Origin of the sequence: Catellatospora methionotrophica, assembly GCF_011297335.1 — a bacterium.
Classification (GTDB): Bacteria; Actinomycetota; Actinomycetes; order Mycobacteriales; family Micromonosporaceae; genus Catellatospora; species Catellatospora methionotrophica.
This window is the reverse complement of the sequence record NZ_JAAOTJ010000005.1, coordinates 98,899-110,967: the sequence shown is the minus strand read 5'-3', so window position 1 is coordinate 110,967 and position 12,069 is coordinate 98,899. Positions and strand designations below refer to the sequence as shown.

Here is a 12,069-nt window from a genome sequence, read left to right as displayed (position 1 = left end):
CACGAAGGGGCGGGTGGAGCGGTCTCGCATTTCGGTCGCATTAACCTGTCAACATGACCGCCGAGCAGCTCATCTCGTTCGCCCGGGGCGCTCCGAGCCTCGACATCGTCGATGTCGAAGGGCTCAGCGCCGCGGCTGTCCGCGCCTTCGCCAACGACCCGGCCGGCCTCACCGCTTACGGCAACTCCTACGGCTACGGCCCGCTCCGCAAGTGGATCGCGGCCAAGCACGGGGTCGCCGTCGACCAGGTGCTGGTCACCAACGGATCCCTGCAGGCCGACGCCTTCCTGTTCAACCACCTCGTCCAGCCCGGCGACCACGTCGTGGTGGAGAAGCCGACCTATGACCGCACGCTGCTGAACCTGCAGAACCTCGGCGCGGTCGTGCACCAGGTGACGCTGCACCCTGACGGCGTCGACACCGCCGAGCTGCGCGCCCTGCTGGAGTCGGGGGTGCGCCCGAAGCTCGCGCACATCATCCCGAACTACCAGAACCCGGCGGGCGTGACACTGTCCGAGGCCAAGCGGCACGAGCTGCTCGCGCTGGCCCGGGAGTACGGCTTCACGATCTTCGAGGACGACCCGTACGTCGACATCCGGTTCCGGGGCGAGGCGCTGCCGACGATGCTGTCGCTGGACACCGCGGGCGTCGTGGTGCACGCCAGCTCGTTCACCAAGACCGTCTGCCCGGGTGTCCGGGTCGGTTACCTGGTCGGCGACAAGTCCATGATCGACGCGATCGCGGGCAAGGCCACCAACCTGTACATCTCGGCGGGCCAGGTCGCGCAGGGCATCGTGTACGAGTTCTGCGCCTCCGGCGACATCGACCGCTCGGTGGCCACGGTCAGCGCCGCGCTGGCCGAGCGCGCCACGGTGCTGGCCGAGTCGCTGCGCAAGCGGATCGACGGGGTCTCGTTCACCGAGCCCGACGGCGGCTACTTCCTGTGGATCGAGCTGCCGGCGGACGTACACGTCGACAAGGTGCTCCCGGCGGCCGCCGAGCGCGGCGTGGCCGTGGTGAAGGGTTCGGACTTCCTGCTGGAGGGCGGCGAGAACGCCCTGCGGCTGGCGTTCAGCGCGGTGACCGCGGACCAGATCGACGAGGGCGTACGCCGGCTGGCCGAGGCCATCGACGCCGTTCGCGGTTGATACGACGGTTCGGATATCCGACGGCCTTTCTGTCGTATTTCTGACAGTCACATCGGGGGCGGGTGGGGTTCCCCTCGCCAGGTTACGAGGATCACAATGCGTCGGGCGCCTGTCGCCGACCGAGTGACGAACACCCGCCTTGCCGGTGATCGACCTCGTGGCGCGTGGGGCCCCGCCCGCATTGCCCCCGCCCCCAATGAAAAAGGAACGTCACCCACCCCCCACCCCGGGTGGCGCTCCGGTGCCGGGTGGACCGAGCCGCATTCCCCCCGATAGCGGCCCACACGGTCCACCCGGCGCCTCTTTTCACCCGCCGCGCCCGGTCCACTCACGATCACGCGCGATGCCCCCCGCGAGCGGCGGCAAGTAGCCTGTCTGCGGAGTCTCCGGGTGGTCGGCGACCCGGCGAAGGGGGCGATGGTGGTTGACGACATCCGAGACGACAACGGTCGGCGGTCCTCCAACGGCGATCGCCTGACCCGCGCCTTCACCGCCCCCGCCCGCGCGGTGGGCCGGCTGGTCGGGCTGAGCGGCGACGCCGACGTCCCGGTGCCCGCGCAGCCCGGTGAGCACCGCGACGCGATCGTGGACTGCGCGGTCTACCTCGACGGCATCCGCCAGCCGGCGAACGGCGACTACCGCGCGGCGCTGGCGAAGGCGCGTACGCACCGGGGCGGGTTCGTCTGGCTCGGCCTGCACGCCCCCGGCGAGCAGCAGATGGCGGGCATCGCCGAGGCGTTCGACCTGCACGAACTGGCCGTCGAGGACGTGATCAGCGCAGGGCAGCGGCCCAAGCTGGAGCAGTTCGGCGACGTGCACTTCCTGGCCCTGCGGGCGGCCCGCTACGTCGAGCACAAGGAGCTGACCGAGCACTCCGAGGTGGTGGAGACCGGGCAGATCATGCTGTTCATCGGTCCCGACTTCGTGATCTCCGTACGCCACGGCGAGGCCTGCCGCCTCAAGCCGGTGCGCGAGCACCTGGAGGCCCGGCCCGAGCTGCTCAAGCAGGGCCCCTGGGCGGTGGCGTACGGGGTGCTCGACCACGTGGTCGACCTGTTCGTGGAGGCCGCCGACGGGATCAGCCAGGACGTCGACCTGATCGAGGAGAGCGTCTTCGCCCGCGACTCCAGCGGCCGGATGCAGCGCATCTACCAGCTCAAGCGGGAACTGGTCGAGTTCAAGCGGGCGGTGCTGCCACTGCAGCGGCCGCTGCACTCGCTGATCGGCGACACCCCCGAGGTGACCAAGGAGCTGCGCAAGTACTTCCGGGACGTGCAGGACCACCTGGCGCGGGTGGTGGAGCAGGTGGGCACCTTCGACGACCTGCTGATCTCGATCATGCAGGCGCGCTTGGCACAGGTGACCGTCGACCAGAACAACGACATGCGCAAGGTCGCCGCCTGGGCGAGTATCGCCGCCGTCTGGACCGCCATCGCCGGGATCTACGGCATGAACTTCGACTTCATGCCCGAGACCCACTGGAAGTACGGCTACCCCATGGTCCTGACCGTGATGCTCGGCTTCTCCTTCGCCATCTACCGCCTGCTGCGCCGCTCCGGCTGGCTCTGAAAGACAGCGGAAGGGCGCCTTCACCACGCTCTACGTCGTGAAGGCGCCCTTCGCCAGGTGCTCTGCGGTTACATGCGGCCGTTCTTGGAGCCGCTGGAGGAGTACTTCGACGCGAAACTGTCCGTCGCGTCGTTGGCCGCCTCGGCCGCGTCGTCGACCTTGGACTTCATGGTGTCCCGGCCGCCGTTCTTGAGCGTGGACGCCGCCTCGTGCAGCTTGTCGGCCGTCTTGTCCATCGCCTTGCTGGTGTGGTGCGTCGCCTTGTCGATCATGGTGTCCGCCTTGCCGGCGGACTTGTCCGTCATCGACTTGCTCTCCGAGCGCATCGACTCCAGCGCCTGGCTCGGGTCGTACTCCGACCACTGCTGCTGGCGGCGGCGCTTCATGACCAGCGCACCGGCGATGCCGACGGCCGCGCCCGCGGCGAGCAGCCCGATCAGCATCCCGGTGTTGCCCTTGCCCGACACATGGCCCCCTTTCTTGCTCTTGCGCGCCTTGGCGTGAGCCTTCTTGCTGGCGTGCAGGGCGTCGGTGGCCCCCTCCCGGTACGCCGCGGCGAGCGGCGCGAGAGCGGACGCCGTCGTGCCCATACCGCGTGAAGTGGCTCGGCGCATGCGTCCGGTGGTCGGGCCGAAGGACGCCCCGACCCCGCCGGCGGCATGGGTCGCCGCCTGCAGGAAATGGTCCCAGCTCTGGCCCATTTCCTCGCGCATCAGCTCGCCGCGCGTCTTCTTGTGAAATCCGAGCATCATCCCCCGCCTTCCTGCCCGGCGCCCCCGCGCCGGACAGACGATCGCTCCAGGCGCCCCCGCGCCCGTGCGGTGGTATCGCAGGGCGCGCCGTCATGACGAAAGCGCGCCCCGTTCATGTCCCTGCCTGCCATCCTGCCTCGCCGGACGCCGTCGCACACCCGGAACGGGCACATGGGAGAATCTGTCGGTAACCAACCACTCGAATATCAGGAGTTAGCCGTGGCTGACGCCCGTTTCGCCGTCCTGCACACCAGCGCCGGTCCCATCCGCCTGGAGCTCTACCCGAACCACGCCCCGAAGACCGTCAAGAACTTCGTGGAGCTGGCCGAGGGCACCCGGGAGGGGGCGACCGACCCGCGTACCGGCCAGCCGATCACCGGCCCGTACTACGACGGCACCCCGTTCCACCGGGTGATCGACGGTTTCATGATCCAGACTGGTGACCCGACCGGCACCGGCCGTGGTGGCCCGGGGTACACGTTCGACGACGAGTTCCACCCGGAGCTCAGCTTCAGCGAGAAGTACATCCTGGCGATGGCGAACGCCGGCCCGAAGACCAACGGGTCGCAGTTCTTCATCACCACCGGTGCCACGAACTGGCTGAACTTCAAGCACACGATCTTCGGCAAGGTCGCCGACGCGGACTCGCAGAAGGTCGTCGACGCGATCTCCAGCACGCCGACCGACGCCGGCGACAAGCCCCGCGAGGCGATCGTCATCGAGCGCATCGACATCGAGCGCTAATCTCGCATCCATGACGTCTCCCGCACCCCAGGGTGGCCTGCCGCCCATTCCGAGCTGCTACCGCCACCCGGGGCGGGAGACGCACCTCAAATGCAGCAGATGTGAGAAGCCCATCTGCCCGGACTGCATGATCCCGGCGTCGGTGGGCCACCACTGTCCCGGCTGCGTGGCCGAGGGCCGGCGCACCCAGCGTCCGGCCCTGACCCATTTCGGCGGCTCCCAGGCGGGCATGCACGGCTACGTCACCAAGGCGCTGATCGGCGTCAACGTGGCGGTGTTCCTGCTCGGGCTGGTCCTCGTCGGTGCGCGGGCGGCCTTCGACGGAGGCCTGTTCACCGGGGCCACCGACATCCAGTTCCTCGGCGGCGTCACCGGCCCGTCCTTCTGCTCCGACGACGGCACCGGCCACTGCCTGCAGGTGTACACGGGCATCGACGACGGCGCGTACTACCGGATGTTCACCGCGATGTTCATCCACTACGGGATCCTGCACCTGGCCCTGAACATGTGGGCGCTGTGGGTGCTGGGCCGCTCGCTGGAGGCGGCGCTGGGCCCGATCCGCTTCCTCGCGCTGTACCTGCTCTGCGGCTTCGGCGGCAACGTCGCCTGCTACGTGCTCAGCCCCGACGCGCTGTCGGCGGGCGCGTCCACGGCGATCTACGGCCTGTTCGCGGCGTACTTCTTCGTGCTGAAGAGACTCGGCCGCGACGCCATGTCGGTCATCCCGATCATCGCGATCAACGTGCTGCTCAGCTTCTCCATCGACGGCATCTCCTGGCAGGGTCACCTCGGTGGCCTGGTCACGGGCGCGGTGTGCGGGCTCGGGCTGGCGTACGCGCCGCGCGAGAACCGGACGCTGGTGCAGGGCGGCGTGCTGGGCGCGGTGTTCCTGGCGCTGGTCGCGGTCACGGTGGGGATCTCGCTGGCGGGCTGACCGGACGGCCGGGAAGATTCTCGAACCATTGCCCGCATGAGTGACGCGCGTGACGTGTGTCACGCGCGCTCGTTGGTCCTTACATGGACGTCTTCTCGCGTACGTTCCTTCCCGCCACCGGCGAAGCCGGCATTCCCATGGCCACGGTCAGTCGGCACATGCCGATCTTCCGGCGCTGTGTCGAAGCCGGTGACGCCACCGTGCTCGTCGCCCGCGCCCTGCGCCCCGAGCGCCCGCTCGGCCGCGATTTCCTGATGCTGCTGACGTACCGCCGACTGGTGATCACCCAGGAGAGCCGGATCATGCGCCGGCTGCGCCTGCACCTGAACACCGACCTGCGCCACCTCGCCAACGTCACCTGGCACCCGGACCCGCGCCTGGCCGCGATCGAGTTCGCCGCCACGGCCGTCGACGGCATCCGCGAGCGCTTCTGGATCCACGCCGGGCACCCCAAGCAGGTATGGCACCTGGACGCCCTCTTCTCCCACGTCTTCAAGCCCAAGCTGATCGCCCAGCGCACCGCGGGCCTGAACAGCACCCCCTACGCCTCCTTCGCCGACCACCTCGTCGGTGCCTGACCCGCGCTGCCCGCGCCGCCGGGATCGCCTTTCGTAGGGCGAGGTTTGCGGCGCGCTTACGTTGCTCGTACACGGGTCGGACATGATGGCGGCGTGAGCGAGAAGGGGCTGGTGCTCGTCGTCGAGGACGAGCGGCCCATTGCCGACCTGATCCGGCTGTACCTACAGCGGGACGGCTACGGCGTGCAGGTCGAGTCCGACGGGGCCGCCGGGCTCGCCGCGGCGCGCAGGCTGCGGCCGACCGCGTGCGTGCTGGACATCGCGCTGCCGTCGATGGACGGGACGGAGATCTGCCGCCGGCTGCGGGCCGAGGACATCTGGGTGCCGATCATCTTCCTCACCGCGCGCGACGACGAGGTCGACCGGATCGTCGGGCTGGAGCTGGGCGCCGACGACTACCTGACCAAGCCGTTCAGCCCGCGGGAGCTGGTGGCGCGGCTCAAGGCGGTGCTGCGCCGCGCGGGCGGCATCCCCGAGCCCGACCGCAGCCGCGCCGTCGGGCCGGTGCGGCTCGACCCCGCCCGGCGGGAGGTCACCGTCGGCGGCGTCGCCGTACACCTGACCAGCACCGAGTTCGACCTGCTGGCGCACCTGATGAGCCGCCCCGGGCGGGTCTACACCCGCGACGAGCTGCTGTCGACCGTCTGGGGGTACGCCGCGCACGGCGGCACCCGCACCGTCGACGTGCACGTGGCGCAGGTCCGGGCGAAGCTCGGCGACGCCGCCCACGTCGTGCGCACCGTACGGGGCGTGGGGTACACCGCCGATGCCTGACCGCCGCGCCGACCTCACCGTGCCGATGCGGGTGCTGGCCGCCCCGATCCGGCCGACCGCCAGCACCTCCACGCTGACCACCCGGGCCGTGCTCGCCGGGGTGATCGTCGCACTGATCACGCTGGTGGTCAGCGCACTGGTGGCGGTGCCGCTGGCCGCGCGGGCCACCGAGCGGGCCGCCCAGGAGGGACTGGCCTCGCAGACCGACGTCGTCGCCCAGGTGCTGCGCTCGCGGCGGGCCCCCGCCGCGGACGCCAAACTCATCGAACAGCTGCGCAAGCTCGACGGCGACGTCACCGCATACCTGATCACGTCCGGTGCGGCCGACCGGCCGGGGCTGCCCGCCCGGGTCGTGCAGCAGATCGCGCAGGGCAGACCCGTCAGCGAGCGGCTGGCGATGGCCGGCGGCCGGCCCTCCATGATCGAGGGTCGCCCGCTCGCCAATGGGGACGGCGTCGTGCTGGCCCGGCCCGCCGCCACCGGCATCAGCCGTCAGGTGCTGCGCAACCTGTGGCTGCCACTGCTGGCCGGACTCGGGGCCGGAGTGCTGGCCGGGGTGCTGCTGGGACGGCGGCTGGCCCGCCCGATCCGCAACGCGGCCACGGCCGCGGCCCGGCTGAGCTCGGGGGACCGTACGGTGCGCCTGGCCGCCGAGGCCCCCCAGGAGGTGGAACGCCTCGCCCACTCGATCAACGAGCTGGCCGAGGCGCTGGCCACCAGCGAGGGCCGCCAGCGCGAGTTCCTGCTGTCCATCTCGCACGAGCTGCGCACCCCGCTGACCACCATCAAGGGGTACGCCGAGGCGCTGTCCGACGGCGTCGTCGGCCCCGACGGCGCGCAGGAGGTCGGGCAGACCGTGCTCGCCGAGGCCGAACGCCTGGACCGCCTGGTCGCCGACCTGCTGTCGCTGGCCCGGCTCGACGCCGCCGACTTCGCCATCCAGCTCACCGACGTCGAGCTGGTCTCCCTGGTCACCTCGGCCGAGCGGGCGTTCGCGCCGCGCGCGGTCCAGGCGGGCGTGCCGGTGCGCGCGGAGGTCCCGGCGGGGGAGGTCTGGGTGCACACCGACCCGCTGCGCCTGCGGCAGATCGTCGACGGGCTGGTCGAGAACGCGCTGCGGGTGGTGCCGCCCGGCCGCCCGATCGTGGTCGCGGTGCGCCCGCTGCCCGACCGGACCGCGATCGAGGTACGCGACGGGGGACCCGGCCTCACCGACGACGACCTGGCCGTCGCCTTCCAGCGGGGCGCGCTGCACCAGCGCTACCAGGGCGTACGCCAGACAGGCAGTGGACTTGGCCTGGCCCTGGCGGCCGGGCTGGCCCGCCGCCTCGGTGGTGCCATCGAGGCGGGCCACGCCCCCGAGGGCGGCGCCCGGTTCACGGTTTACCTGCCCCGAACATCGGCCTGACCAGGCTCGCGTGAGAGCGGGGCAGGCTGCGGTCATGAGAAAACTCAGCCTGACCGTCGCCCTGGGCCTGACCGCGCTGCTGGGCCTGACCGCCTGCGGCCCGTCGGACGTGTCCGGAGCCACCACCGGCCTGGTCGCCTCGGTCGAGGCCGAGGCCCTCGCCGCGATGGGCGTCGCGCCCGTCGACCTCGTCGCCGCCGAGAGCGAACTGGACGTCACCGCGTCCCCGTCGCCCGACCCGGCCGCCTCGCCCAAGCCCGGGACCAAGCAGAAGCTCGACGAGCGGCTGAACAACTGGCGCAAGCGCCACGCGCTGCGGGTCGCCCTGCGCCGCGACGTGCAGCACGGCGAGGCCGTCGTCGAGACCAGGAAGGGTCCCGTCACGGTGCTGGTCCAGCGCGGCGTCGTCACCGCCGTGGACGCGAAGTCGATCATCGTGAAGTCCGCCGACGGGTTCACCCAGACCTGGCAGTTCGGCGAGAAGCTGCGGGTGGTCGAGAAGCGCTCGACGGTCCAGCCCACCGAGCTGAAGGCCGGTGCCCAGGTGGCCCTGGCCGGTCCGAAGGAGGGCGACGCCCCCACCGCCCGTCTGATCGTCATCCCGCTCGCCCGCTGAGCCCCGCAGCGCCCGCGAGTGAGGAAGGGCACCTTGCTATACGTATGCCGTTAAGCAGGTGCCCTTCCTTTTTGTCATATGGCGCTGACCTTGCCTGATGTGCATGGATCCGGCACAAGGGCTAGACTCGGCCGGTCCAGCCAGCGTCAGCAGCGGAGAGCCCCGTGAAGCTATCGATCCTCATGCCGGTCTACAACGAAGAGGCCCGGCTTGGCGAAGCGCTCAAGCAGGCCCTCGCTGTCGACTACCCGTGCGAGATCGAGCTGGTCGTGGTCAACGACGGCAGCAAGGACCGCACCGCCGAGATCCTCGACACCTGCGACGACCCGCGGCTGCAGGCCTTCCACCACGCGAAGAACGCCGGCAAGGGCGCGGCCATCCGCACCGCCGTCGAGTCCGCGACCGGTGACTACATGGTCATCCTGGACGCCGACCTGGAGTACGACCCCAAGGACATCCCGAAGCTGCTCGGCCCCGTGCTCGACGGCCGCGCCAAGGTCGTCTACGGCAACCGCAGCTTCGGCGGCCACGCGGCCTTCTCGTTCTGGTACGTGATGGGCAACAAGGGCGTCACGCTGTTCGCCAACGTGCTGTTCAACTCGTACATCGGCGACCTGGAGACCTGCTTCAAGCTGATGCCGCTGGAGCTGTACCGCTCGCTGAACATCAAGTCCAAGGGCTTCGGCATGGAGGCCGAGGTCACCGGCAAGCTCCTGCGCCGCAAGAACCGGCCGTACGAGGTGCCGATCAGCTACACCGCCCGCACCCGCGAAGAGGGCAAGAAGATCACCGCGATGGACGGCATCGAGGCGCTGCTGATCCTCATGCGTGAGCGGCTGCGCCCCGCGCCGAAGCAGAACTAGTTCACCAGCAGGACCTTGCCGACGTGCTCGTTGGCCGAGACGATGCGCTGCGCTGCGGCGGCCTCGGCCAGCGGCAGCGTCCGGTCCACCACCGGCCTGATCGCACCTGACGCCAGCAGCGGCCACATGTCCCGCCGCACCCCCGCCACGATCGCCGCCTTCTCGGCGGCGGGCCGGGAACGCAGCGCGGTGGCCGTCACCGAGGCCCGCTTGGCCAGCAGCGCACCGAGGTTCAGCTCAGCCTTCGTGCCGCCCTGCAGCCCGATCACGACCAGCCGCCCGCCGGTCGCCAGCGCCCGTACGTTGCGCTCCAGATAGGCCGCGCCGATGATGTCGAGGATCACGTCCGCGCCGACGTCCGTGAAATCGTCGCTGGTGTAGTCCAGGCACTCGTCCGCGCCCAGCTCCCGCAGCCGCTCGTGTTTGGCCGCCCGCGCGGTGGCCACCACCCGCGCCCCCAGCGCCTTGGCGTACTGGATCGCGAACGTGCCCACCCCGCTCCCGCCGCCGTGGATGAGCACCGTCTCCCCGGCCCGCAGCCCCGCCACCATGGTCAGGTTCGACCAAACCGTGCACGCCACCTCCGGCAGCCCGCCCGCGGTCACCAGGTCGACGCCGCCCGGCACCGGCAGCACGTGCGCCGCGTCGACCGCGACCAGCTCGGCGTACCCGCCCCCGCCGAGCAGGGCGCAGACCTCGTCGCCCGGCTGCCACGGACCGGCGCCCCGCTCGACGACGCCGGAACACTCCAGCCCCGGATAGGGCGGCGCGCCCGGCGGCGGCGGGTAGACCCCGGCGACCTGGAGCAGGTCGGCGCGGTTGACGGCGGTGGCGGCGATCCGGATCACTGCCTCACCCTCGGCCGGAACGGGATCGGGGACCTCTGACCAGGCAAGTTCGCCCTTGGCGGGGATCGTCATCGCGTACACCAGACCATCTTGCCCCGAGACCGCTCCGGGCGGGCGCGCGGCGCGTCTGGCACACTGGTCGTCGGCGATACGCCAGGAGGGTTCGCCTAGTGGCCGATGGCGGTGGTCTTGAAAACCACTAAGGCAGCGATGTCTTCAAGGGTTCGAATCCCTTACCCTCCGCCGATAATCAGCAAAAACGCAGCTAGGGGCCGGTCGGGAGAGATCTCCCATCCGGCCCCTAGTTCGTACACGTGTCCGACTGGCACCGGCGAATACCGGCGATCCACGGGTGTCTGCGGAGAATACGCGGAGAAATTTGGGCCGGATCAGCCCTGCTCAGGCTCCCGTTTCCGGTTCCTGGCGGTCGTTGCTGCGGAGAAAAACGTCGGCCTCCGGGCCGGTGAGCCCGGTTGCCTGCTCGATCCGGCCTAGCGCCTGCTCCGCCTGCCCAGCGATGCACTTCGCGTACACCCTGAGAAGGACTTCGACGCTCTGCCCTGCCCACTCGGCCACCTGCGTTGCGGGCACCCCCGCGTTGAGCCAGGTGCTCACCGCAGCGTGCCGCAGGTCATACGGCCTGCGGGCCAGCGGCGATGCCAACTCGGCCGGGCTGAACACCGCAGCGCGCGCCTTGGACCAGACGGGCAGGTAGCTGGACTCGTTGATCTGCCCGCCGCGCGGCCCGTGCAGCAGCCGGCCATCCGGCGCGAAGCCGTATCGGTCGACGTGCCGGTGCAGGTGCGCCACCAGGCGCGGGTGCGCCGGGACCGGCCGAATGTCGGCCTCCGCACGGTGCTTCAACCCCCGCACCTCCCGCGACCGGCCGGTGTTGCTCCAGGCCACCCCGGATCGGGGGACGGAACGGGAGAGCAGCAGTTCGCCCCAGCCGGAGGCGGGCAGTCGCGACAGGCCGCGCTCGTCCAGGCCGATGGCCTCAGCCGGGCGCGTCGCCGCGTAGTAGATCAGCGCGAAGAACGCCACCAGCCGCGCGCCCATCTCTCCCTGCTCGCCAACTGCGGCTAGCAGCCGTTCGGCCTGGTCGGGGTTGACGACCACGCGCCGGTCGACGGTTTCGACCGCCTTCGCGGACCGCCAGGCCACGGTGTCGATGGGATTGGTCGCCAGTCGTCCCAGCTCAACCGCGTATCCGAGTGAGTTGAAGAACACCGCGCGCCGCCGCGCCACCGTGTTGGGCATGGCCTTGCCGCCCGTCGTCTTGCGAGCGAGCGCGTTCAGCGCTGCCCGCACTAGCTCAGGGCCGGTGGTCCGGTCCTCCAGGTCTGCCAGGGCTATCGAGTTGCGCTCCAGCCATCGCAGCGCGTCGCGCACCTCGGGCGGCGGCCCGCCCGCTGACCGCGCCGGGGGGCGGGCCAGCCAGGACCACACTGCCAGGCGGAGTTCGGCCGTAGGCGGCGGGTTGCGGTCCTGGCGGACCAGGGCGGGCGTGACCGTCGCCAGGGTGTCAGCCATTGACTTGCGGGAGTTCGGCGAGGAGTTCTCCCACTTCATGCTTGTGTACGCAAGGACGTGGCTGAACCAGCTCTGCGCGTTCAGCTCCCGGAGCATCGGTTCCGGCAGGCCGGTCGCGAGGTCGAATGCCGCGCCCTTCTGCTGGTAGCCGATCAGCTTCGCTCGGAATGCGTCCGCCAGCGCGAACGTGGCGAACGTGTCGTGTTGCTCCTGGCCTCCGACGATCCATCGCACGCTGTAGGTCTTGCGCTTCTTCCCCTCCGTCGTGCGGATGGCCCACACGCGTACGTCATGGCTCAGGT

12 protein-coding genes and 1 tRNA gene are annotated in these 12,069 nt (G+C 70.5%); 10 read left to right on the top strand and 3 right to left on the bottom strand.

Going from position 1 to position 12,069, the window contains the following annotated elements; translation table 11 throughout:
* Positions 1-53: 53 nt before the first annotated feature.
* On the top strand, positions 54-1,148 hold the full coding sequence (locus HAV40_RS15000; RefSeq protein ID WP_166381589.1) for an aminotransferase-like domain-containing protein: 1,095 nt from the start codon (positions 54-56) through the stop codon (positions 1,146-1,148).
* Between the two features lie 417 nt (positions 1,149-1,565).
* Complete coding sequence (gene corA / locus HAV40_RS14995) at positions 1,566-2,717, top strand: magnesium/cobalt transporter CorA (protein WP_166381588.1); 1,152 nt, start codon at positions 1,566-1,568, stop codon at positions 2,715-2,717.
* Between the two features lie 68 nt (positions 2,718-2,785).
* On the opposite strand, the gene HAV40_RS14990 is transcribed toward corA, so the two are convergent.
* Positions 2,786-3,466: a hypothetical protein gene (locus HAV40_RS14990; protein ID WP_166381587.1), complete on the bottom strand. Its 681-nt coding sequence runs from the start codon at positions 3,464-3,466 to the stop codon at positions 2,786-2,788.
* A gap of 222 nt (positions 3,467-3,688) precedes the next feature.
* On the opposite strand from HAV40_RS14990, the gene HAV40_RS14985 reads away from it, so the two are divergent.
* From HAV40_RS14985 to HAV40_RS14955, 7 genes are all read left to right on the top strand, one after another.
* On the top strand, positions 3,689-4,213 hold the full coding sequence (locus HAV40_RS14985; protein WP_166381586.1) for a peptidylprolyl isomerase: 525 nt from the start codon (positions 3,689-3,691) through the stop codon (positions 4,211-4,213).
* Positions 4,214-4,223: 10 nt separating this feature from the next.
* Positions 4,224-5,147, top strand: a complete 924-nt coding sequence (locus HAV40_RS14980) for a rhomboid family intramembrane serine protease (protein WP_203671204.1) — start codon at positions 4,224-4,226, stop codon at positions 5,145-5,147.
* 83 nt (positions 5,148-5,230) lie between these two features.
* Positions 5,231-5,725 carry a hypothetical protein gene (locus HAV40_RS14975; RefSeq protein ID WP_239086129.1) on the top strand — a complete coding sequence of 165 codons (495 nt, stop codon included), beginning with the start codon at positions 5,231-5,233 and terminating at the stop codon, positions 5,723-5,725.
* Positions 5,726-5,818: 93 nt separating this feature from the next.
* A complete protein-coding gene (locus HAV40_RS14970; protein WP_166381585.1) occupies positions 5,819-6,499 on the top strand; it encodes a response regulator transcription factor in 681 nt (226 codons plus the stop codon).
* The gene (locus HAV40_RS14965; RefSeq protein ID WP_166381584.1) at positions 6,492-7,907 is read left to right on the top strand and encodes a sensor histidine kinase; all 1,416 of its coding nucleotides are present in this window, start codon (positions 6,492-6,494) and stop codon (positions 7,905-7,907) included. Before HAV40_RS14970 ends, HAV40_RS14965 begins: the two co-directional genes overlap by 8 nt.
* Before the next feature lie 34 nt (positions 7,908-7,941).
* Positions 7,942-8,523: a hypothetical protein gene (locus HAV40_RS14960; RefSeq protein WP_166381583.1), complete on the top strand. Its 582-nt coding sequence runs from the start codon at positions 7,942-7,944 to the stop codon at positions 8,521-8,523.
* Between the two features lie 164 nt (positions 8,524-8,687).
* Entirely contained in the window at positions 8,688-9,386 is a 699-nt protein-coding gene (locus tag HAV40_RS14955) for a glycosyltransferase family 2 protein (RefSeq protein WP_166381582.1), read from the top strand.
* Here the strand turns inward: HAV40_RS14955 and HAV40_RS14950 are convergent.
* A complete protein-coding gene (locus HAV40_RS14950; protein ID WP_166381581.1) occupies positions 9,383-10,315 on the bottom strand; it encodes an NAD(P)H-quinone oxidoreductase in 933 nt (310 codons plus the stop codon). The two genes, HAV40_RS14955 and HAV40_RS14950, sit on opposite strands and share 4 nt — an antisense overlap.
* Before the next feature lie 75 nt (positions 10,316-10,390).
* On the opposite strand from HAV40_RS14950, the gene HAV40_RS14945 reads away from it, so the two are divergent.
* Positions 10,391-10,477 (top strand) — tRNA-Ser (locus HAV40_RS14945).
* A 156-nt stretch (positions 10,478-10,633) separates the two neighbouring features.
* On the opposite strand, the gene HAV40_RS14940 is transcribed toward HAV40_RS14945, so the two are convergent.
* Positions 10,634-12,049 carry a tyrosine-type recombinase/integrase gene (locus HAV40_RS14940; RefSeq protein ID WP_239086131.1) on the bottom strand — a complete coding sequence of 472 codons (1,416 nt, stop codon included), beginning with the start codon at positions 12,047-12,049 and terminating at the stop codon, positions 10,634-10,636.
* Positions 12,050-12,069: the final 20 nt, after the last annotated feature.

Coding starts and splice junctions, on each gene's coding strand:
- HAV40_RS14975 (WP_239086129.1), top strand. CDS start 5,231: ATGGACGTCTTCTCGCGTACGTTCCTTCCCGCCACCGGCGAAGCCGGC.
- HAV40_RS14965 (WP_166381584.1), top strand. CDS start 6,492: ATGCCTGACCGCCGCGCCGACCTCACCGTGCCGATGCGGGTGCTGGCC.
- HAV40_RS14980 (WP_203671204.1), top strand. CDS start 4,224: ATGACGTCTCCCGCACCCCAGGGTGGCCTGCCGCCCATTCCGAGCTGC.
- HAV40_RS14990 (WP_166381587.1), bottom strand. CDS start 3,466: ATGCTCGGATTTCACAAGAAGACGCGCGGCGAGCTGATGCGCGAGGAA.
- HAV40_RS14960 (WP_166381583.1), top strand. CDS start 7,942: ATGAGAAAACTCAGCCTGACCGTCGCCCTGGGCCTGACCGCGCTGCTG.
- HAV40_RS15000 (WP_166381589.1), top strand. CDS start 54: ATGACCGCCGAGCAGCTCATCTCGTTCGCCCGGGGCGCTCCGAGCCTC.
- corA (WP_166381588.1), top strand. CDS start 1,566: ATGGTGGTTGACGACATCCGAGACGACAACGGTCGGCGGTCCTCCAAC.